At 74.3% G+C, this 21,000-nt stretch carries 19 protein-coding genes and 1 pseudogene; all 20 read left to right on the top strand.

Annotated features, from left to right (window positions below; genetic code table 11):
- The first annotated feature begins 41 nt into the window (after positions 1-41).
- Positions 42-1,370: a chorismate synthase gene (aroC, locus tag ABL57_RS09950; protein ID WP_047803313.1), complete on the top strand. Its 1,329-nt coding sequence runs from the start codon at positions 42-44 to the stop codon at positions 1,368-1,370.
- Positions 1,367-2,008 (top strand): shikimate kinase, encoded by a 642-nt coding sequence (locus ABL57_RS09945; protein ID WP_082157354.1) that lies wholly within the window; start codon positions 1,367-1,369, stop codon positions 2,006-2,008. The genes aroC and ABL57_RS09945 overlap by 4 nt, the downstream gene beginning before the upstream one ends.
- On the top strand, positions 2,005-3,120 hold the full coding sequence (aroB, locus tag ABL57_RS09940; protein ID WP_047803312.1) for a 3-dehydroquinate synthase: 1,116 nt from the start codon (positions 2,005-2,007) through the stop codon (positions 3,118-3,120). Before ABL57_RS09945 ends, aroB begins: the two co-directional genes overlap by 4 nt.
- A gap of 201 nt (positions 3,121-3,321) precedes the next feature.
- A complete protein-coding gene (gene efp / locus ABL57_RS09935) occupies positions 3,322-3,885 on the top strand; it encodes an elongation factor P (protein WP_047803311.1) in 564 nt (187 codons plus the stop codon).
- On the top strand, positions 3,882-4,292 hold the full coding sequence (gene nusB / locus ABL57_RS09930) for a transcription antitermination factor NusB (protein WP_047803310.1): 411 nt from the start codon (positions 3,882-3,884) through the stop codon (positions 4,290-4,292). Before efp ends, nusB begins: the two co-directional genes overlap by 4 nt.
- A gap of 135 nt (positions 4,293-4,427) precedes the next feature.
- Positions 4,428-5,372 (top strand): ABC transporter ATP-binding protein, encoded by a 945-nt coding sequence (locus ABL57_RS09925; RefSeq protein ID WP_047803309.1) that lies wholly within the window; start codon positions 4,428-4,430, stop codon positions 5,370-5,372.
- Positions 5,362-6,150, top strand: a complete 789-nt coding sequence (locus tag ABL57_RS09920) for an ABC transporter permease (RefSeq protein ID WP_203225592.1) — start codon at positions 5,362-5,364, stop codon at positions 6,148-6,150. The genes ABL57_RS09925 and ABL57_RS09920 overlap by 11 nt, the downstream gene beginning before the upstream one ends.
- Before the next feature lie 178 nt (positions 6,151-6,328).
- Positions 6,329-6,952 carry a bifunctional pyr operon transcriptional regulator/uracil phosphoribosyltransferase PyrR gene (gene pyrR, locus ABL57_RS09915; protein ID WP_047803308.1) on the top strand — a complete coding sequence of 208 codons (624 nt, stop codon included), beginning with the start codon at positions 6,329-6,331 and terminating at the stop codon, positions 6,950-6,952.
- Positions 6,949-7,956 carry an aspartate carbamoyltransferase catalytic subunit gene (locus ABL57_RS09910; protein WP_047803307.1) on the top strand — a complete coding sequence of 336 codons (1,008 nt, stop codon included), beginning with the start codon at positions 6,949-6,951 and terminating at the stop codon, positions 7,954-7,956. Before pyrR ends, ABL57_RS09910 begins: the two co-directional genes overlap by 4 nt.
- Positions 7,953-9,260: a dihydroorotase gene (locus ABL57_RS09905; RefSeq protein ID WP_047803306.1), complete on the top strand. Its 1,308-nt coding sequence runs from the start codon at positions 7,953-7,955 to the stop codon at positions 9,258-9,260. The genes ABL57_RS09910 and ABL57_RS09905 overlap by 4 nt, the downstream gene beginning before the upstream one ends.
- Before the next feature lie 54 nt (positions 9,261-9,314).
- A complete protein-coding gene (locus tag ABL57_RS09900; RefSeq protein ID WP_047803305.1) occupies positions 9,315-9,818 on the top strand; it encodes a hypothetical protein in 504 nt (167 codons plus the stop codon).
- Positions 9,819-9,884: 66 nt separating this feature from the next.
- The gene (gene carA, locus ABL57_RS09895) at positions 9,885-11,132 is read left to right on the top strand and encodes a glutamine-hydrolyzing carbamoyl-phosphate synthase small subunit (protein WP_047803304.1); all 1,248 of its coding nucleotides are present in this window, start codon (positions 9,885-9,887) and stop codon (positions 11,130-11,132) included.
- Between the two features lies 1 nt (position 11,133).
- On the top strand, positions 11,134-14,454 hold the full coding sequence (carB, locus tag ABL57_RS09890) for a carbamoyl-phosphate synthase large subunit (RefSeq protein WP_047803303.1): 3,321 nt from the start codon (positions 11,134-11,136) through the stop codon (positions 14,452-14,454).
- Positions 14,447-15,373, top strand: a complete 927-nt coding sequence (pyrF, locus tag ABL57_RS09885; protein WP_047803302.1) for an orotidine-5'-phosphate decarboxylase — start codon at positions 14,447-14,449, stop codon at positions 15,371-15,373. The genes carB and pyrF overlap by 8 nt, the downstream gene beginning before the upstream one ends.
- 208 nt (positions 15,374-15,581) lie before the next feature.
- Complete coding sequence (mihF, locus tag ABL57_RS09880) at positions 15,582-15,896, top strand: integration host factor, actinobacterial type (RefSeq protein WP_047803301.1); 315 nt, start codon at positions 15,582-15,584, stop codon at positions 15,894-15,896.
- A 96-nt stretch (positions 15,897-15,992) separates the two neighbouring features.
- Positions 15,993-16,586 (top strand): guanylate kinase, encoded by a 594-nt coding sequence (gene gmk / locus ABL57_RS09875; RefSeq protein ID WP_047803300.1) that lies wholly within the window; start codon positions 15,993-15,995, stop codon positions 16,584-16,586.
- Between the two features lie 29 nt (positions 16,587-16,615).
- Complete coding sequence (rpoZ, locus tag ABL57_RS21215; RefSeq protein WP_082157353.1) at positions 16,616-17,155, top strand: DNA-directed RNA polymerase subunit omega; 540 nt, start codon at positions 16,616-16,618, stop codon at positions 17,153-17,155.
- A gap of 34 nt (positions 17,156-17,189) precedes the next feature.
- The gene (gene coaBC / locus ABL57_RS09865) at positions 17,190-18,416 is read left to right on the top strand and encodes a bifunctional phosphopantothenoylcysteine decarboxylase/phosphopantothenate--cysteine ligase CoaBC (RefSeq protein WP_047803299.1); all 1,227 of its coding nucleotides are present in this window, start codon (positions 17,190-17,192) and stop codon (positions 18,414-18,416) included.
- 79 nt (positions 18,417-18,495) lie between these two features.
- The gene (gene metK, locus ABL57_RS09860; RefSeq protein WP_047803298.1) at positions 18,496-19,701 is read left to right on the top strand and encodes a methionine adenosyltransferase; all 1,206 of its coding nucleotides are present in this window, start codon (positions 18,496-18,498) and stop codon (positions 19,699-19,701) included.
- A 2-nt stretch (positions 19,702-19,703) separates the two neighbouring features.
- A pseudogene (locus ABL57_RS09855) lies at positions 19,704-21,000 on the top strand (primosomal protein N'); the annotation flags it as partial.

Raw genomic sequence — 21,000 nt, 5'->3', positions numbered from 1 at the left:
GCGCCGTCCGCCGCCGAGACCACGAACGGAAAAGAGTTGCTATGTTGCGTTGGCTCACGGCCGGCGAGTCCCACGGCGAGGCGCTCGTCGGGATCATCGAGGGTGTGCCGGCGGGGGTGCCCCTGACCAGCCAGGACATCCGCGACGCCCTGGCCCGGCGCCGGCTCGGCTACGGGCGCGGGGCCCGGATGAAGTTCGAGCAGGACGAGGTGCGCCTGCTGGCCGGGGTGCGCCACGGCGTGACCCAGGGCGGGCCGGTGGCGATCGAGATCGCCAACACCGAGTGGCCCAAGTGGCGCGACGTCATGTCGGCCGACCCGGTGGACCCGGAGGTGCTGGACGGGCGGGCCCGCAACGCCCCCCTGACCCGGCCCCGTCCCGGTCACGCCGACCTCACTGGGATGCAAAAGTACGGCTTCGACGAGGCCCGCCCCGTCCTGGAGCGGGCCAGCGCCCGCGAGACCGCCACCCGGGTGGCCCTCGGTGCGGTGGCCGCGAAGCTGCTCGAGGCCCTCGGGGTGCGCCTCGTCTCCCACACGACCGCGGTCGGTGCGGTGAGCGCCCCGGTAAACGCCCCCCGCCCGCTGCCCGCGGACGTGCCCGCCCTGGACGCCGATCCGCTGCGCTGCCACGACTCCGCCACCGCGGAGGCGATGGTGGCCGCCGTGGACGCCGCGCACAAGCAGGGCGAGACCCTCGGCGGGGTCGTGGAGGTCCTCGCCTACGGCCTGCCGCCGGGACTGGGCTCCTACGTGCACTGGGACCGCCGGCTGGACTCGCGCCTGGCCGGGGCGCTCATGGGCATCCAGGCCATCAAGGGCGTGGAGGTCGGGGACGGCTTCCTGACCGCCGCGCGGCCCGGCTCCGCGGCCCACGACGAGATCGCCCGCGGCGACGACGGCCTCGTGCGCCGGGTGAGCAATCGGGCGGGCGGGATCGAGGGCGGCATGTCGATCGGCGACGTGCTGCGGGTGCGGGCGGCCATGAAGCCCATCGCCACCGTCCCCAAGGCCCTGCGCACCGTCGACGTCGCCACCGGCGAGGCGGCCCGCGCCCACCACCAGCGCTCCGACGTCTGTGCCGTGCCCGCCGCCGGCGTCGTGGCCGAGGCGATGGTCGCCCTCGTCCTCGCCGACGCCGTGACGGAGAAGTTCGGGGGGGACTCCGTCGCCGAGCTGGTCCGCAACCAGGACGCCTACCTCGCGGCGATCCCGGCGTCCCTCGCCTCCGCGGGGGAGCTCGGCGTCCTCGACGACGACGTGGCCGCGACCGCCGGGGACCACATGGGCGACCCCCTGGTGGCCCCGGCGGAGACCCCCGCCGAGACCCCCGCCGAGCCTGCTGCGGGCGCCGAGGGAGGCCGCGCGTGAACGCGCAGTTCCCCGCCCCGGTCGACGCCGCCCCCGTGCCCCAGCGGCCCGTGGTCCTGATCGGGCCGATGGCCGCCGGCAAGTCCTTCCTGGCCCTGCACATGTCCAAGTTCTACGGCTACGACTTCGTGGACGCGGACCAGCTGATCGTCTCCCGCCACGGGGTGATCTCGACGATCTTCAGCGAGCACGGCGAGAAGTACTTCCGCGACCTCGAGGCGGACACCGTGGCCGAGGTGCTGCGCGACCCCGACCACGCCAACGCGATCTTCTCCGTGGGCGGCGGCGCCCCCATGACCCCGTCGGTGCGGGAGATGCTGCGCCACGAGCTCGTCGCCTACCTCGAGGTCGACGCCGAGACCGTGCTGCCCCGGATCAGCGGCAACCGCACCCGGCCCATGCTCCGGCCCGACCCGGAGCGGCGCTGGCAGGAGCTCTACGAGTCCCGGCGGGCCTGCTACGAGGAGCTGGCCGACATCCGGCTCGACGGGACCCGCAACCGCCCCGTCGCCGAGATCGGCGCCGACCTCGAGGAGGCCCTCGTCCGGCTGCGCGCCCAGCGCACCGACCGGGGCGCCCCCGCGGGCGACCGGCCCGCGACCGACCGACCCGCGACCGACCAGGAGGCCCAGGCATGAGCGAGCCCGCTCCCGGCACCGTCACCACCATTCCCGTCACCGGCACCGGCCCGGCCGACGACTACGACGTCCTCGTGGGCCACGGCCTGCTCGGACAGGTCCCCCGGGTGCTGGGGGACCGCGTCCAGCGGGTGCTGGTCATCCACCCGCGGGCGCTGCGCAGCACCGGCGACGTGGTGATGGAGGAGCTGCGCGCCCAGGGCTACCAGGCCTTCACCGCCGAGATCCCCGACGCCGAGGAGGGCAAGCACATCCAGGTGGCGTCCTTCTGCTGGCAGGTCCTGGGGCAGAACGACTTCACCCGCTCCGACGCGATCGTCTCCGTGGGCGGGGGAGCGGTCTCCGACCTCGCCGGCTTCGTGGCCGCCACCTGGCTGCGCGGCGTGCGCGTGGTGCACGTGCCCACGACCCTGCTGGGCATGGTCGACGCCGCCGTCGGGGGCAAGACCGGCATCAACACCGCCGAGGGCAAGAACCTCGTGGGGGCCTTCCACCCGCCCGCGGCCGTGCTGTGCGACCTCGACACGCTCCGGACGCTGCCGGAGAACGAGCTGCTCACCGGCATGGCCGAGGTGGTCAAGTGCGGCTTCATCGCCGACGAGCGGATCCTGGAGCTGATCGAGGCGAACCCGGAGGCGGTGCGCGACGGGCAGTCCGCGGTGGTCCGCGAGCTCGTGGAGCGCGCGATCCGGGTCAAGGCGGAGGTCGTCTCCGGGGACCTGCGCGAGGCCGGACGACGCGAGATGCTCAACTACGGGCACACCCTCGGCCACGCCATCGAGCACAACGAGCGCTACCAGTGGCGCCACGGCGCCGCCGTGGCTGTCGGCATGGTCTTCGCCGCCGAGCTCGCCCGGACCGCCGGCACCCTCGCCGACGACGTCGTCGAGCGCCACCGCAGCGTCCTGGCCGCCCTGGGCCTGCCCACCACCTACCGGTGGGACCAGTGGCCGCGGCTGCTGGAGGTCATGAAGCGGGACAAGAAGACCCGGGGCAGCCTGCTCCGGTTCGTGGTGCTGGACGCCGTGGCCCGGCCGCGGATCCTCGAGGTCCCGGACCAGGCGATCCTCTTCGCGACCTACCAGGAGATCGCCGAGGGCGCGCCCGGCTAGACTGGTCGGCGGTCCGGGGCGACGCCCCCGGGCCCACCAACCTGCCGCCCGCGCCGGCGGAGCGGCGCGGACCCACCCGCGCGGACGGCCCGGGCGGACAGCACCACGAAGACCGACCGGCGCCGACCCAACGGCGCAGACAGACCGACGCGCACCGACCGACGCGCACCGACCGACGCGGACCGACCAGAGAGAGAACCTGTGGCTACCACCAACGACATCAAGAACGGCACCGTGCTCAAGCTCGAGGGCAACCTGTGGAACGTCATCGAGTTCCAGCACGTCAAGCCGGGCAAGGGCGGGGCGTTCGTGCGCACGAAGATGCGCAACATCACCTCGGGCAAGGTGGTCGACAAGACCTTCAACGCCGGCGCCAAGATCGAGACCGCCACCGTGGACCGCAGCGAGTACCAGTACCTGTACCAGGACGGCGCCGACTACGTCTTCATGGACAACAAGACCTACGACCAGATCACCGTCCCCGGTGAGGTCGTCGGCGACGCCGCCAACTTCATGCTCGAGAACCTCAACGCGACGATCGCCATGCACGAGGGCGCCCCGCTGTACATCGAGCTGCCCGCGTCCGTGGTGCTGGAGATCACCTACACCGAGCCGGGCCTGCAGGGCGACCGCTCCACCGGCGGCACCAAGCCCGCCACCGTGGAGACCGGCTACCAGATCCAGGTGCCCCTGTTCCTCGAGCAGGGCACGAAGGTCAAGGTCGACACCCGCACGGGTGACTACCTGGGCCGCGTCAACGAGTGAGCGCCCGGGGCAAGGCGCGCCGCCGCGCCGTGGAGATCCTCTTCGAGGCCGAGCAGCGCGGCGAGGACGCCCGTGAGGTCATGGAGCGGCGCCGGCTGCACAGCGACGCACTCGTCTCCCCGTACGCCGAGGAGCTGGTGCTCGGGGTGACCATGCGCCGCGGCGAGCTCGACGAGTACCTCGAGACCTACTCCCAGGGCTGGACGCTGGAGCGGATGCCCGCCGTGGACCGCAACGTCCTGCGCGTGGGGGCCTGGGAGCTGCTGTTCAACGACGACGTCCCCGACGGCGTCGCCGTGGCCGAGTCCGTGAGCCTGGCCAAGGACCTCGGCGGGGACGACTCCCCGCGCTTCGTCAACGGCCTGCTCGGCCGGCTGCAGAAGATGAAGCCGACCCTGCTCGGCTGAGTCCCCGGCCCCGCCGCCGGTCGGCACCCCGTCCCGCCCGGGCCCCGGGCCGGGCGGGGTGCCGGTCGTCGCGGGCCCTCACCGGCTCGCCCCGGGCGCGCTAGGATCCTGGCAGGACGAGCACGGGAGGCTGCCATGACGGCTCCGGCGCTCCGGCTGCGGGGCCTGTCGAAGCACTACGGTCCCGTGCCGGCCGTGCAGGGGGTCGACCTCGAGGTGCGGGCGGGGGAGATCTACGCGCTGCTGGGGCTCAACGGCGCCGGGAAGACCACGCTGATGCGGATGGTCCTGGGCATGGTCCGCCCCGGTACCGGTTCGGTCACCGTCCTGGGCCGCGGTCCCCGCGAGCGCTCCGCCCGGGCGGAGGTGGGCTACCTGGTGGAGGCGGCCACCGCCTACCCGGAGCTGACCGTGCGGGAGAACCTGGAGGTCGCCCGGCGCCTGCACCGGGTGCGCGACCCGCACGCGGTCGGGGACGCGGTGGAGCTCTTCGGCCTCGGCGAGCACGCCGACCGCCGCGCCCGCGACCTCTCCCAGGGCAACCGGCAGCGGCTGGCCCTGGCCCGGGCGGTGCTGCACCGGCCGTCCGTGCTGGTGCTCGACGAGCCGGTCAACGGCCTGGACCCGGCCGGAGTGGTGGAGGTCCGCACCCTCCTGACGGACCTGGCCCGCGGGCACGGCACCACGGTCCTGCTCTCCAGCCACCTGCTGGGCGAGGTCGCCCGCCTGGCCACCCGGGTCGGGGTGCTGCACCGGGGCCGGCTGGTGGAGGAGTTCCCCACCGGCTCCCTGCCCGAGCGGGTGCACCGCCACCTGGAGCTCACCACGCGCGACGACGACCGGGCCGTGGAGGTGCTGACCGCGGCGGGCTTCCCCGCCCGCCGCCGGGCCGGGGTCGTCGTGCTCGCCGGGGACCGGGCGACGCGCCGGCCGGAGGACGTGGCGGCCGCGCTCGTGCACGCCGGGGTGGCCCTCACCGGGCTCGCGGAGGTCCGGGAGGACCTCGAGAGCCACTTCCTGCGCCTGGTGCAGGCGCCCCCCGGGGCGCCCGGAGCCGGGGAGGCACCCCGTGCGCGGTGACCTGGCCGCCGCCGTGCACGCGGAGGCCCTCAAGCTGCGCCGCTCCCGGGTGCCCTGGGCCACCGCGGGCGCCACGGTCCTGGCCGGGCTGGTCGGCGCCTTCTTCATGTTCGTGCTCCAGGACCCGGACCGGGCCCGGACCCTGGGGCTGCTCGGGGCCAAGGCCCAGCTGTCGGGCGGCACCGCCGACTGGCCCGGGTACTTCTCCCTGGCCGCCCAGACGCTCGCCGTGGGCGGGCTGCTGATCTTCGGCACCGCGGCCATCTGGCTCTTCGGCCGGGAGTTCTCCGACCGGACCGTCACCGACCTGCTGGCCGTGCCCACCTCCCGCACGGCCGTGGTGCTGGCCAAGCTGCTGCTGGGCCTCGTGTGGTGCGCGCTGCTCACGCTGCTCCTCGTCGGCCTCGTGCTCGGGCTGGGCGCGCTGCTCGGGCTGCCCGGTTGGTCCGCGGCGACGGCCGTCCGCGGGGCCGGGACGGTGCTGGGCGCCGGCCTGCTGACCGCCGGGCTGGCGGCCGGCTACGGTCTGGCCGCCAGCGTGGGACGCGGCTACCTGCCCGCCGTCGGCGTGCTGTTCCTGACCGTCCTGCTGGCCCAGGTGCTCGCGGCCGTGGGCCACGGCGGGTGGTTCCCGTGGGCGGTGCCGGCCCTGCTCTCCGGGGCGGCCGGGCCCGGCCGGTCCGGCGTCGGCTGGGCCGGGATCCTGGGCGTGGTGCTCGTGGCCCTCGGCTCGGCCGCCGCCACCGCGCTCTGGTGGGAACGGGCCGACCACCGGTAGCACCGGGCCCGGAGCCTCGGGACGGAGCTCCGGGAGCGCGGCGCCGCCTGTGAGACTGCCCACGTCCGGTGCGGTCAGCAGGGGCGGGCGGCCCGCGGGCCCCGGTGCGCTGTGCTAGTTTGGGGCGAGCAAGCAACCTTTAAGTCCGTCCTGTGAGGCGGGGAAGGAGGCGGCACCCATGATCGACGACACCTCCGCGGACGGTCCCTCGAAGGGACCCGCACCCGCGCGCGTCATCCTCTCGGCAGCCGACATCGACCGCGCGCTCACGCGCATCGCCCACGAGATCCTCGAGGCCAACAAGGGCAGCTCGGACCTCGTCCTGCTCGGCATCCCGCGCCGCGGCTATCCGCTGGCCCAGCGGATCGCCGCCAAGATCGCCGCGACCGACCCCGGCTTCGACGCCGCCGCGAGCCTCGGCCAGCTCGACGTGACGATGTTCCGCGACGACCTGCGCAAGAACCCCGCCCGCGCCCCGCAGCCCACCCGCATCCCGGTGCAGGGCATCGACGGGCGCACCGTGGTGCTCGTCGACGACGTGCTCTACTCCGGGCGCACCGTGCGCGCCGCCCTCGACGCCCTCGTCGACGTCGGCCGGCCCCGCGTGGTCCGCCTCGCCGTGCTGGTGGACCGCGGCCACCGGGAGCTGCCCATCCGTGCCGACCACGTGGGCAAGAACCTGCCCACCTCCTCCCAGGAGAAGGTCCGGGTCCGCCTGGCCGAGACCGACCCCGACCCGCGGCCGGCCGAGCACGCCGACTGCGTGGTCATCGAGACCCCCGTGCCGGCGGTCCGCGCATGAGGCACCTGCTGTCCACCCGGGACCTCTCCCACGCCGCCGCCCTGACCGTCCTCGACACCGCCGACCAGATGGCCGAGGTGGGCCACCGGTCAGTGAAGAAGCTGCCGGCCCTGCGCGGGCGCACCGTGGTCAACCTCTTCTTCGAGGACTCGACCCGCACCCGGATCTCCTTCGAGACGGCCGCCAAGCGGCTCTCCGCGGACGTCATCAACTTCTCCGCCAAGGGCTCCTCCGTCTCCAAGGGCGAGTCGCTGAAGGACACCGCCCAGACGCTGGCGGCGATGAGCGCCGACGCGGTGGTCATCCGGCACTCGGCCTCGGGCTCCCCCCAGCAGCTGGCCGAGTCCGGCTGGATCGACGCCGCGGTGGTCAACGCCGGCGACGGGACGCACGAGCACCCCACCCAGGCCCTGCTCGACGCCATGACGCTGCGCCAGCACCGGGCCCGCACCGAGGGCCGGGAGAGCACCCGCGGGCTCGACCTCGAGGGCATGCACGTGGTGATCGTCGGCGACGTCCTGCACTCCCGCGTCGCCCGCTCCGACCTCTGGCTGTTCACGACCCTCGGTGCCCGCGTCACCTTCGTGGCCCCGCCCACGCTGCTGCCGGTGGGCATCGCCGACTGGCCGTGCGAGGTCGTGTACTCCCTGGACCAGGCGCTGGACCCGGCCCCGGACGCGGTGATGATGCTGCGCGTGCAGCGCGAGCGGATGCACGCCGCCTTCTTCCCCACCGCTCAGGAGTACGCCCGCGAGTGGGGCCTGACCCCCGAGCGCGTCGCGGCCCTGGACACCGCCGGGGCGCCCACGGCGATCATGCACCCGGGGCCGATGAACCGGGGCCTGGAGATCTCCTCCGCCGCGGCCGACTCCCCGCGCTCCACGGTCCTGGACCAGGTCCGCAACGGCGTCTCCGTCCGGATGTCGGTGCTCTACCTGCTGCTGGCCGGCGACGACCTCGGCGCCCCCTCCACCCCCGCATCCCCAGGAGTTCTCATCCCATGACCTCGTACCTCATCCAGGGCGCCCGGCCGTACGGCGAGCAGCCGGCCGACCTCCTCGTGGAGGACGGCCTGATCCGGCGCGTGGCGCCCGGCCAGGCCGCCCCGGAGGGCGCGCAGATCGTCGACGGGACCGGGCTGGTGGCCCTGCCCGGGCTCGTGGACATCCACACCCACCTGCGCGAGCCCGGCCGCGAGGACGCCGAGACGGTGCAGACGGGCACCCGGGCCGCCGCGCTGGGGGGCTACACCGCGGTGTTCGCCATGGCCAACTCCGACCCCGTGGCCGACACCGCCGGGGTCGTCGAGCAGGTCCACGAGCTGGGCCGTGCCGCCGGCTGGGTGGACGTCCGCCCGGTCGGGGCGGTGACCGTGGGCCTGCAGGGCGAACGGCTGTCGGAGATCAAGGCGATGGCCGACTCCCGCGCCGCGGTGCGGGTCTTCTCCGACGACGGCATGTGCGTGCACGACCCGGTGCTGATGCGCCGGGCCCTGGAGTACGTCAAGGGCTTCGACGGCGTCGTCGCCCAGCACGCCCAGGAGCCGCGGCTCACGGAGGGCGCCCAGATGAACGAGGGCGCCGTCTCCGCCGAGCTGGGGCTGACCGGCTGGCCGGCGGTGGCCGAGGAGGCGATCATCGCCCGCGACGTGCTGCTCGCCGAGCACGTGGGCTCCCGGGTGCACATCTGCCACCTCTCCACCCGGGGCTCGGTGGACATCGTGCGCTGGGCCAAGCAGCGCGGCATCGACGTCACCGCCGAGGCCACCCCCCACCACCTGCTGCTCACCGACGAGCGGGTCCGCAGCTTCGACCCCGTCTTCAAGGTCAACCCGCCGCTGCGCACCGACGAGGACGTGCACGCGCTGCGGGCGGCCGTGGCCGACGGCACCATCGACGTCATCGGCACCGACCACGCCCCGCACCCGGCCGAGGACAAGGAGTGCGAGTGGTCGTGCGCGGCCAACGGCATGACCGGGCTGGAGACCGCCCTGTCCGTGGTGCAGCACACCCTCGTGGACACCGGCCTGCTGACCTGGCGCGACGTCGCCCGGATCGCCTCCGAGACCCCGGCCCGGATCGGGCGCCTGGCCGGTCAGGGCAGGCCCCTCGCGGAGGGCGAGCCGGCGAACATCGTGCTGTGGGACCCGGCGGCGACCACCGTGGTCGACCCGGCCCGGCACGCCTCGAAGGGCCGCAACAGCCCGTACCGCGGGATGGAGCTGCCCGGCGCGGTGCGCGCCACCTTCTTCCGCGGCCACCCCACGGTCCTGGACGGCGCGCTGAACAGCCCCTCACCGCGCGCCTGATCCGCCGCACCCCCGCCCCGTCCACCCCTTCCACCGCCCGGAGGCCCCCGCCCCATGGACCAGCTCACCACCGTGCTCGGCACGCTGCTCCTGCTCGCCCTGCTCTTCGCCCTGATCCGCCGGGGCTGGGCCGGGCGCGTGCGGCGCCAGGCCGGGATCGCGGCGCCGCCGGCCCCGCCGGCCGGCGCCGAGGAGCGCGAGCCCCGGCTGGCCGTGCCGGGCATGTACGTGGCCACCACCGAGACCGGCGCCCCGCTCGAGCGCATCGCCGCCCACGGGCTGGGCGTGCGCGCCCGGGCGCGGGCGCTCGTGCTGGACGAGGGGGTGCTCTTCGAGCGGCAGGGCGCGGCCCCGCTGTTCGTCCCGGCGGCCGACGTCGTGGCCGTGGGCACCTCCTCCGGCATGGTCGGGAAGTTCGTCGAGAAGGACGGACTGGCCGTGCTGACCTGGTCCCTGGGCGGCACCGTGGTGGACACCGGCTTCCGGACCCAGCGCGCCGAGGACAAGCGGCGCCTGCTCGCCGAGGTGGAGGCGATCGCCCCCGCAGCGCGCTCCTGACCGCCCCGCGGCTGCCCGCAGCCGCCCGACACTTCCCGACCCGCAGACACGAACGTGAGGACGACCTTGAGCTCGATCACCACCGAACCCGCCGTGCTGGTGCTGGAGGACGGCCGCGTCTTCCGCGGCCGCGCCTACGGCGCCCTCGGCACCGCCCTCGGCGAGGCGGTCTTCTCCACCGGCATGACCGGCTACCAGGAGACCATCACCGACCCCTCCTACGCCGGCCAGCTGGTCGTGCAGACCGCCCCGCACATCGGCAACACCGGCGTCAACGCCGCCGACGCCGAGTCCCGCCGGATCTGGGTGTCCGGCTACGTGGTGCGCGACGCCGCCCGCCGCCCGTCCAACTGGCGCTCCGAGGGCTCCCTCGACGAGCAGCTGCGCGACCAGGGCGTCGTGGGCATCCAGGACGTCGACACCCGGGCGATCACCCGCCACCTGCGCGACCGCGGCGCGATGCGCGGCGGGATCTTCTCCGGGGACGCCGCCCTCCGGCCCGAGCCGGAGCTCGTGGCCGCGGTGGCCGCGGCCGAGCGGATGGAGGGCCGCCGGCTCGCCGAGACCGTCTCGGTGGCCGAGTCCTACGTGGTGGAGCCCGCCGAGCACGGCTGGCGGGGAGAGGTCCGGCACGAGCTCGTGGCCGTGGACCTCGGCATCAAGTCCATGACCCCGCACCGGTTCGCCGAGCGCGGCGTGCGCGTGCACGTGGTGCCGGCGGACACGACCTTCGAGCAGATCCGGGCCCTGGGCCCGCGCGGGGTGTTCTTCTCCAACGGCCCCGGCGACCCGGCCACCGCCGAGCGGCAGGTGGAGACCCTGCGCCAGGTGCTGCGCGCCGGGATCCCGTTCTTCGGCATCTGCTTCGGCAACCAGCTGCTGGGCCGGGCCCTGGGCTTCGGCACCTACAAGCTCGTCTTCGGCCACCGCGGGATCAACCAGCCGGTGCTCGACCGCCGGACCGGGCGCGTGGAGATCACCGCGCACAACCACGGCTTCGCCGTGGACGCCCCGCTCGACGGCCCGGTCACCGCGCCGCTGGAGGAGTTCGGGGACGTGGAGGTCAGCCACGTGTGCCTCAACGACGACGTGGTCGAGGGCCTCAACTGCCGCGACCTGCCGGCGTTCTCGGTGCAGTACCACCCCGAGGCCGCCGCCGGCCCGCACGACGCCTCCTACCTCTTCGGCCGGTTCATCGAGCTCATGGACAGCCACCGGGACGGCCGCGCCGACCCGACCATCGACAACGCCGTCCCCGGCGGCGCGCAGGGCGCGCGCCCGGACCGGGACGCCAGCACGGAAGGGCAGCACTGACATGCCGCGCAGGACAGATCTCACCAGCGTTCTGGTCATCGGCTCGGGGCCGATCGTCATCGGCCAGGCCGCGGAGTTCGACTACTCGGGCACGCAGGCGCTGCGGGTGCTCCGGGAGGAGGGGCTGCGGGTCATCCTCGTCAACTCCAACCCGGCGACCATCATGACCGACCCCGAGTTCGCCGACGCGACCTACGTGGAGCCCATCACCCCGGAGGTGGTCGAGAAGATCATCACCAAGGAGCGCCCGGACGCGCTGCTGCCCACCCTCGGCGGGCAGACCGCGCTGAACACCGCGATCGCCCTCGACGCCAACGGCGTGCTCGAGAAGTACGGGGTCGAGCTGATCGGCGCCAACGTCGAGGCGATCAACCTCGGCGAGGACCGCGAGAAGTTCAAGGGCGTCGTGGAGCGCTGCGGCGCCGAGTCCGCCCGCTCGGTCATCGTGCACTCCATGGCCGAGGCCCTCGCCGCGGCCGACGAGCTCGGCTACCCCATGGTCGTGCGCCCGTCCTTCACCATGGGTGGGCTCGGCTCGGGCATGGCCTACGACGAGGAGGACCTGCACCGCATCGCCGGCGCCGGCATCCAGTACAGCCCGACCTCCGAGGTGCTCCTGGAGGAGTCCATCCTCGGCTGGAAGGAGTACGAGCTGGAGATGATGCGCGACAAGCACGACAACGTCGTGGTCGTGTGCTCCATCGAGAACTTCGACCCGGTGGGCGTGCACACCGGCGACTCCATCACCGTGGCCCCGGCCATGACGCTGACCGACCGCGAGTACCAGAACCTGCGCGACATCGCGATCGCCGTGATCCGCGAGGTCGGGGTGGACACCGGCGGGTGCAACATCCAGTTCGCGATCGAGCCGGACACCGGCCGCGTGGTGGTCATCGAGATGAACCCGCGGGTCTCCCGCTCCTCCGCCCTGGCCTCCAAGGCCACCGGCTTCCCGATCGCCAAGATCGCCACGAAGCTGTCGCTGGGCTACACCCTGGACGAGATCCCCAACGACATCACCCGCAAGACCCCGGCGTCCTTCGAGCCGACCCTGGACTACGTCGTCGTGAAGGTCCCGCGCTTCGCCTTCGAGAAGTTCCCCGCGGCGGACCCCACGCTGACGACCACCATGAAGTCGGTGGGGGAGGCCATGGCGATCGGGCGCAACTTCACCGAGGCCCTGCAGAAGGCCATGCGCTCCCTGGAGCAGAAGGGCTCCTCCTTCTCCTTCGTGCCCCCCGAGCTCGACGACGCCGGGCTCGATCGCCTGGTCGAGGCCGCCCGCACCCCGACCACGGAGCGGATCCGGCAGGTCCAGCAGGCCCTGCTCGCCGGGGCGTCCGTGGAGCGGCTCTACGAGGCCACGGGCATCGACCCGTGGTTCCTCGACCAGCTGGTGCTGCTCAACGAGGTCGCCGCCGCGGTGGTCGAGGACGGCGACCTGAGCGAGCGCACCCTGCGCCTGGCCAAGCGGCACGGCTTCTCCGACGAGCAGATCGGCGAGCTGGCCCACCTGGACGAGGCCGTGGTCCGCGGGGTGCGCCACGCCCTGGGCATCCGCCCGGTGTTCAAGACCGTGGACACCTGCGCGGCGGAGTTCGAGGCCTTCACCCCGTACCACTACTCCTCCTACGACGAGGAGTCGGAGGTCGGCCGGCACGCGCAGCCCTCGATCATGATCCTGGGCTCGGGCCCGAACCGGATCGGGCAGGGCATCGAGTTCGACTACTCCTGCGTGCACGCCTCGATGGCCCTGCGCGCCGCCGGCCACGAGACGGTGATGGTCAACTGCAACCCGGAGACCGTCTCCACCGACTACGACGTCTCCACCCGGCTGTACTTCGAGCCGCTGACCTTCGAGGACGTCATGGAGGTCGTGGAGACCGAGCGGCGCACCGGCGGACTGCTCGGGGTGTTCGTGCAGCTGGGCGGGCAGACCCCGCTGAAGCTGGCCGCCCGGCTCAAGGCCGCGGGCGTGCCGGTCCTGGGCACCACCCCGGAGGCCATCGACCTGGCCGAGGACCGCGGCGAGTTCGCCCGGGTGCTCGGGGAGGCCGGGCTGCGCCAGCCCAAGAACGGCACCGCCTCGACCTTCGAGGACGCCAAGCGGATCGCCGACGAGATCGGCTACCCGGTGCTCGTGCGCCCCTCCTACGTGCTCGGCGGGCGCGGCATGGAGATCGTCTACGACGAGCCGGCCCTGGCCCGGTACCTGCAGAACGCCACGGAGGTCTCCTCCTCCCGGCCGGCGCTGATCGACAAGTTCCTCGAGGACGCGATCGAGATCGACGTGGACGCCCTCTACGACGGCGAGGAGCTCTACGTGGGCGGCGTCATGGAGCACATCGAGGAGGCCGGGATCCACTCCGGGGACTCCGCGTGCACCCTGCCCTCGATCACGCTGGGCCCGGACGTCGTCGCGCGGGTGCGCGAGGCCACCCTGGCCATCGCCCGGGGCGTGGGCGTGCGCGGGCTGATCAACATCCAGTTCGCCGTGGCCTCCGACGTCCTCTACGTCATCGAGGCCAACCCGCGCGCCTCGCGCACGGTCCCGTTCGTCTCGAAGGCCACGGGCGTGCAGCTGGCCAAGGCAGCCGCCCTGATCGGCACCGGCACGACCATCGCCGAGCTGCGCGCCCAGGGGCACCTGCCGGAGCGTCTGGACGGGTCCACCCTGCCGGCCTCCGCGCCGGTGGCCGTGAAGGAGGCCGTGCTGCCCTTCGCCCGGTTCCGCACCGCCGAGGGCGCCGTGGTGGACTCCCTGCTCGGCCCGGAGATGCGCTCCACCGGCGAGGTCATGGGACTGGACAAGTACTTCGACACGGCCTTCGCCAAGGCCCAGGCCGCGGCGAACGTGTCCCTGCCGACGTCGGGGCGGATGTTCGTCTCCGTGGCGAACAAGGACAAGCGCTCCTCGATCGCCTACGTGCGGATGTTCCGCGACCTCGGCTTCGAGATCCTGGCCACCAGCGGCACGGCGCAGGTGCTGCGGCGCAACGGCATCGAGTCCACCGTGGTCCGCAAGATCAGCGAGACGGCCCCCGGGGAGCGGACCATCGTGGACCTCATCGGCGACGGGGAGATCGACCTGATCTTCAACACCCCCGCCGGCGGCGCCGCCCGCGGCGACGGCTACGAGATCCGGGCGGCGGCCACGAGCGTGGGCGTGCCGCTGATGACGACCGTCTCCGTGCTCGGGGCTGCCCTGCAGGCGGTCACCGCGCTGCGGTCCTACACGTGGGACGTCACCAGCCTGCAGGAGCACGAGCAGCGGCTGCACGCCCTCACCGCCCCGGCCCAGCCCGAGGTCGTCGGTGCCTGAGCGCCCCGGCGCACCGCTCCCGGGGCCCGGCCGCGCCCCCTTCGGGACGCGGCTGGCCCGGGCGATGGACGCCCACGGTCCGCTGTGCGTGGGCATCGACCCGCACCCGGGGCTGCTCGACGCGTGGGGGCTGCCCCGCACCGCGGAGGGGCTGCGCCGCTTCTCCCTGACGGTGCTCGAGGCCGCCGCCGGGTGGGCCGCGGCCGTGAAGCCGCAGGTGGCCCTGTACGAGTCCTACGGGGCCGCGGGCATCGCCGTGCTCGAGGAGCTGCTCGCCGGGGCCCGCGCCGCGGACCTGCTCACGGTGGCCGACGCCAAGCGCGGCGACATCGGCTCCACGATGGAGGCCTACGCCGCCGCGTGGCTGGCGGAGGGGTCCCCTCTCGCCGCGGACGCCGTGACCCTGAGCCCCTACCTCGGCTTCGAGTCGCTGCGCCCGGCCCTGGACCTGGCCGCGCGCACGGGCCGCGGCACGTTCGTGCTCGCGCTCACCTCCAACCCCGAGGGCCGCTCGGTGCAGCACGTCGGAGGCGCCGATTCGGTGGCCCGGGCCGTGTGCTCGGCGGCCGCGGCGGAGAACGCCCGGGTGCTCGGCGGCGCTGAGGGCCCCGCCCCCGCCGGCGCCGCCGCGGCGGGCCGCACCGGCCTGGGCCCGTGCGGGCTGGTGGTGGGCGCCACGGTCGGCGACGCCCTGGCGGCGCTGGGCATCGACCTGGCCGGGGTCCGCGGGCCGCTGCTGGCCCCCGGCTACGGGGCCCAGGGCGCCCGCGCCGAGGACCTCCCGGCCGTGTTCGGTGCCGCCGCCGGGCAGGTGCTGGCCACCTCGAGCCGGGCGATCCTGCGCCGCGGCCCGGCCGTGCCCGCCCTGCGGGAGGCCGTCGAGCGCTCCGCGGCGGAGCTGGCGGCGGCCCTGGGCTGAGCGGCGGCGGTGCCCCCGCCGGTCCCGGCGTTCTGCCGGCGGTGCGCTGACGGTCCTCCGGCGGGGGCGGCCGGGGACGACACCCCTGGTCACGCCACGGTCGTGTCGCCTTGCGATGGATTGTTAATCATGTAGTTTCTTTAGCAAACGGGCTGGCCGTCCTGCTGCGGGACGGAGGCTGCAGTCCGTGGCGACGAGGAGGAACCACATGGCACTGCGTCCGCTGACCGACGACGAGCGAGCCGCCGCGCGGGAGAAGGCCACCCAGGCACGGACGGCGCGCGCCGACGTGAAGAAGGGCCTGCGCGAGCGCCGGATGACGGTGGCCCAGATCCTCGAACGGGCCGACCAGGAGGAGGCCGTGAGCCGGCTGAAGGTCTCCGACCTGCTCGAGGCCACCCCGGGGATCGGGAAGGTCCGCTCGGCCGCCATCATGGAGGAGATCGGCATCGCCCGCACGCGGCGGCTGCGCGGGCTCGGCGTGCACCAGCGCAAGGCGCTCATCGAGTACCTCGACCGCTGAGCCCGCCCGCCGGGCGCCGGGGGAGCGGGCGCCGGGGGGAGCGGGCGCGATCCGGTAGATTGGGGTGTTCCCCACCCCGTATCCAGGAGGTTTCCCGTGACTCCCGACGCGCCCCGCCCCGCGCGCCCGTCCCTGACCGTGCTCGCCGGACCCACGGCCGTCGGCAAGGGCACCGTCTCGACCTACGTCCGGGACCACTATCCGCAGGTGTGGCTGTCCGTGTCGGCGACCACCCGCGCCCCGCGCCCGGGGGAGGTCGACGGGGTGCACTACTTCTTCGTGTCCGACGAGCAGTTCGACGCCCTGGCCCGGGACGGGCAGCTGCTCGAGTGGGCGGTGGTGCACAACTCCCACCGCTACGGCACGCTGCGCTCCACCGTGGAGCAGGCGCTGGCGGGCGGGCGCTGCGTGCTGCTGGAGATCGACCTGCAGGGGGCGCGGCAGATCCGCGGCACGATGCCGGAGGCCAATTTCGTCTTCCTGGCCCCGCCCAGCTGGGACGAGATGGTCGCCCGGCTGGTCGGCCGGGGCACCGAGACGCCCGAGGAACAGCGGGTCCGGCTCGAAACCGCTAAACTGGAGCTCGCGGCAGAGCCGGAGTTCGACCACACCGTCGTCAACGACAGCGTCGAGCGGGCCGCCGCCGAACTCGTGCAGCTCATGGGGGCCGACCCCGAGCAGGCATCCTGATACCCGTCCACCGCGTTTGGAGCAAGAGCTTGTCTACCCACACCGAAGGCATCATCAACCCGCCGATCGACGCCCTGCTGAAGAAGTCCGACTCCAAGTACGGGCTCGTGATCTTCGGCGCCCGGCGTGCCCGGCAGATCAATGCCTACTACTCGCAGCTGCACGAGGGGCTGTTCGAGTACGTCGGTCCGCTCGTCGACACGCAGCTCAACGAGAAGCCGCTGTCCATCTCCTTCCGGGAGATCGACGCGGGCCTCATCGAGGGCCGCCCGGTGGAGCACGCCGGGTTCGCCGAGAACGGCCAGCTCACCACGGAGGCGGACCTCGCCGCCGACGTCTTCGGCGCCGACTTCTTCGCCCAGGGCACGGAGGACGACTTCTCCGCCGGCGCGGCGTTCTCCGACGAGGCGACCGTGGACTTCTCCGCGGGCGAGTCCAGCACCCCGCTCGAGCCGCTGGGCGACCTGCCCGGCAGCGGCGAGGACAACCCGGTCAACGGGGCCGGTGACGCCGCCGACGCCGCCCCGGAGGAGCCGGGGCGGGAGCCCGGGGACCTCCGGGACCTGTGAGCCGCCTCCGGCCCGTCCGGCGGGGCGGCACGGCGTGAAGGTCGTCCTCGGCATCGGCGGGGGCATCGCCGCCTACAAGGCCGCGCTGCTGCTGCGGCTGTTCACCGAGGACGGCCACACGGTCGTGCCCGTGCCCACCGAGTCCGCGCTGCGCTTCGTGGGCGCCCCCACCTGGGAGGCCCTGTCCGGCCAGCGCGTCAGCACGGGGGTCTTCGAGCGGGTGGACGAGGTCAACCACGTCCACCAGGGGCAGAGCGCCGACCTCGTCGTCGTCGCCCCCGCGACCGCCGACCTGCTCGCGCGCGCGGCGCACGGACTGGCCGACGACCTGCTCACCACCACGCTGCTGGCCACCCGCGCCCCGGTGCTCTTCGCCCCGGCGATGCACACCGAGATGTGGCTGAACCCCGCCGTCCAGGCCAACGTGACCACCCTGCGCGGCCACGGGCACACCGTCCTGGAGCCCGCCGTGGGCCGCCTGACCGGCCCCGACTCCGGGCCCGGCCGGCTGCCCGAGCCGGAGGACATCCACGCCGCCGCCCTGCGCCTGGTCCGGGGCGGGCCGACGCCCGACGGGCCGCTGGCGGGCGCCCGGGTCCTGGTCAGCGCCGGCGGCACCCGCGAGCCGCTGGACCCGGTCCGCTTCCTCGGCAACCGCTCCTCCGGCAAGCAGGGCGTGGCGATCGCCGCCGCCGCCCGCGACGCCGGGGCGGAGGTCACCCTGGTGGCCGCCCACCTCGAGACCCCGGTCCCGGCCGGGGTGGAGGTCGTCCACGCCGGCACCGCCGAGCAGCTGCGCCGGGCGTGCGTGCGGGCGGCCGCGCGGGCCGACGTGGTGGTGATGGCCGCCGCGGTGGCCGACTACCGCCCGGCCCGGGTGGCCGACGCGAAGCTGAAGAAGGCCGAGGACGGCACCGACCCGGTGCTCCAGCTGGTGCGCAACCCCGACGTCCTGCGCGAGCTCGTGGACCTGCGCAACACCGCCCGGCGCCGCCAGCTGCTCGTGGGCTTCGCCGCCGAGACCGGCGACGCCGAGACCGACCCGCTGACGTTCGGGCGCCGGAAGCTCGCGCGCAAGGGCTGCGACCTGCTGGCCGTCAACCACGTGGGCGAGAGCCTGGTCTTCGGTCAGGACACCACCTCCCTCACGGTGCTCAGCGCCGCCGGCGGCCCGGAGCAGGTGCTCGAGGGCCCCAAGGACGAGGTCGCCCGCGCTCTCGTGCAGCGGATCGCGCAGGACCTGGCCGGCGTCCGCGGCTGATCCCGGCCCGCCCTGCCGCGCCCGGTGCGGCAGGGCGGGCGCGTTCCGCCGTCCGGGGCGGACGGTAGTATGGTCTCCCGTGAGCGAGACGACCCAGCACCTGAGACTGTTCACCTCCGAGTCCGTCACGGAGGGCCACCCCGACAAGATCTGCGACCAGATCAGCGACTCGATCCTCGACGACCTGCTGCGCCAGGACCCCGAGTCCTCCGTGGCGGTCGAGACGATGGTGACCACCGGGCTGGTCCACGTGGCCGGGGAGGTGAAGACCCGGGGCTACGTCGAGATCCCCAACGTGGTGCGCAAGACGCTGCTGGACATCGGCTACAACTCCTCGGTGCACGGCTTCGACGGGGAGTTCTGCGGGGTGTCGATCAGCGTGGGCGAGCAGTCCCCGGAGATCTACGAGGGCGTGTTCCAGTCCCTCGAGGTCCGTGAGGGCACCGCCCGCGACGCCCGGGACGCCCAGGGCGCCGGGGACCAGGGCATCATGTTCGGCTACGCCTCGGACGAGACCGAGGTGCTGATGCCGGCGCCGATCTTCATCGCCCACCGCCTCTCCGAGCAGCTCACCCGGGTCCGCAAGACCGCGGTGCTGCCCGGGCTGCGCCCGGACGGCAAGACCCAGGTCACCCTCGGCTACGACGGCCACCGCCCGGTCGCCGTGGACACCGTGGTGGTCTCCGCCCAGCACGTGGAGGGCTACGACCTCGACCAGCTGGCCTCGGACCTGCGCCAGTGCGTGATCGGCCCCGTGCTCGAGGAGACCGGCCTGGACCTGTCCGCGACCCAGCTGATCATCAACCCGGCCGGCAACTTCGTGCGCGGCGGGCCGGTGGGCGACGCCGGGCTGACCGGGCGCAAGATCATCGTGGACACCTACGGGGGGATGGCCCGCCACGGCGGTGGGGCCTTCTCGGGCAAGGACCCCTCCAAGGTCGACCGCTCCGCGGCCTACGCGATGCGCTGGGTCGCCAAGAACGTCGTGGCCGCCGGTCTCGCCGACCGCGTGGAGGTGCAGGTGGCCTACGCGATCGGGCGCGCCGCCCCGGTCGGGCTCTACGTGGAGACCTTCGGCACCGCGCACGTGGACCCGCTGCGGATCGAACGGGCCGTGCACGAGGTCTTCGACCTGCGCCCGCTGGCGATCATCGAGGACCTGGACCTCAAGCGCCCGATCTACGCGCGCACCGCCGCGCACGGGCACTTCGGCCGCACCGAGCCCGAGTTCACCTGGGAGCGCACCGACCGCGTCGCGGACCTGCGGTCGGCCGCCGGGCTCTGAGCATGACCCGGGAGGCCGCTGAGGCCGCCGCGGAGGCCCCGCGGCAGCTGTCGCTCCTCTCGGGCTTCCCGCCGCGCCCGCCGCGGCCGGACACCAAGGGCGTGGGCGCGGCGCTGCTGGCCGAGCCCGATCCCGTGGCCCGGGTGCTGCTGGACACCCACGTCCCGCACCTGGACCGGGCCTTCGACTACGCCGTGCCCGCCGAGCTGGCGGACACGGCGGTGCCCGGTGCCCGGGTCAAGGTCGGCTTCGCGGGCCAGGAGCTGACCGGCTACGTGCTCGAGCGGGCCGCCGACTCGGAGGTGATGGCCCGGATCCAGCCGCTGCGCCGGGTGCTGTCCCCGCTGCCCGTGCTGACCCCGGAGATCGCCCTGCTCGCCGAGGACATCGCCGCGCGCGCGGCCGGCACCACCGCCGACGTCGTGCGGCTGGCGGTCCCGCCGCGGGTCGCCCGGGTGGAGAAGGAGGTCGAGCAGCGCCTGGCCGAGGCGCCGGGGCACTCGACCGGCCTGTCCCCGCACGTGCCCGGACCCTCCCACGACGCCGCCCTGGCGGACTACGCCGGCGGGCCGGAGTTCCTGGCCGAGCTCGGCGCCGGCGGTGCCCCGCGCGCCGTGGTCGAGGTGCTGCCCGCCCATCCCGCCCACGACTGGACGGACGTGCTGGCCGCCGCAATCGGTGCCGCCTGGCGGGCCGGGCGCGGGGCGGTGGCGGTCGTGGCCGACCAGAAGGCGCTGGCCCGGCTGGAGCGCTCGGTGGTGGACGAGATCGGCGCCGAGCACCTGGTGCGCCTGCACGCCGAGGACGGGCCCACCCCGCGCTACCGGGCGTTCCTCGCCGCGGCCACCGGCCAGGTCCGGGTGGTCCTGGGCACCCGCTCGGCCGCCTACGCGCCCGTGGACGACCTCGGGCTCGTGGCCTGCTTCGACGACGGCGACGAGAACCTCGTGGAGCAGCGCGCGCCCTACCAGCACGTGCGCGACGTGCTGTTGCTGCGGGCCGGGCGCAGCGGGTGCGGGGCGCTGTTCGCCGGGCACGCGGTCAGCCCCGAGGCCCAGCGGCTCGTGGTCTCCGGCTGGGCCCGGCGGCTGGCCCCGGCGCGGGAGGTGCTGCGGGTGCACATGCCGCGGATCGTCTCGACCGCCGACTCCTTCCACGCCGCCCGGGACCCGCTGGCCTCCCGCGCCCGGCTGCCCGAGACGGCCTACCGGGCGGCCCGGGAGGGGCTGGAGCGGGGCCCGGTCCTGGTGCAGGTGGCCCGCGCCGGCTACGCCCCCCACCTGGCCTGCGAGCGGTGCC

Origin of the sequence: Kocuria sp. SM24M-10, assembly GCF_001027955.1 — a bacterium.
GTDB classification, from domain to species: domain Bacteria; phylum Actinomycetota; class Actinomycetes; order Actinomycetales; family Micrococcaceae; genus Kocuria; species Kocuria oceani.
The sequence above is the reverse complement of the archived record's forward strand: the minus strand, read 5'-3'. Positions and strand labels throughout refer to the sequence as shown.

What these genes read in the sequence shown, in the direction of transcription:
- aroC (WP_047803313.1), top strand. Translation starts at nt 42, where the DNA reads ATGTTGCGTTGGCTCACGGCCGGCGAGTCCCACGGCGAGGCGCTCGTC.
- aroB (WP_047803312.1), top strand. Translation starts at nt 2,005, where the DNA reads ATGAGCGAGCCCGCTCCCGGCACCGTCACCACCATTCCCGTCACCGGC.
- ABL57_RS09925 (WP_047803309.1), top strand. Translation starts at nt 4,428, where the DNA reads ATGACGGCTCCGGCGCTCCGGCTGCGGGGCCTGTCGAAGCACTACGGT.
- pyrR (WP_047803308.1), top strand. Translation starts at nt 6,329, where the DNA reads ATGATCGACGACACCTCCGCGGACGGTCCCTCGAAGGGACCCGCACCC.
- ABL57_RS09910 (WP_047803307.1), top strand. Translation starts at nt 6,949, where the DNA reads ATGAGGCACCTGCTGTCCACCCGGGACCTCTCCCACGCCGCCGCCCTG.
- ABL57_RS09905 (WP_047803306.1), top strand. Translation starts at nt 7,953, where the DNA reads ATGACCTCGTACCTCATCCAGGGCGCCCGGCCGTACGGCGAGCAGCCG.
- ABL57_RS09900 (WP_047803305.1), top strand. Translation starts at nt 9,315, where the DNA reads ATGGACCAGCTCACCACCGTGCTCGGCACGCTGCTCCTGCTCGCCCTG.
- carB (WP_047803303.1), top strand. Translation starts at nt 11,134, where the DNA reads ATGCCGCGCAGGACAGATCTCACCAGCGTTCTGGTCATCGGCTCGGGG.
- mihF (WP_047803301.1), top strand. Translation starts at nt 15,582, where the DNA reads ATGGCACTGCGTCCGCTGACCGACGACGAGCGAGCCGCCGCGCGGGAG.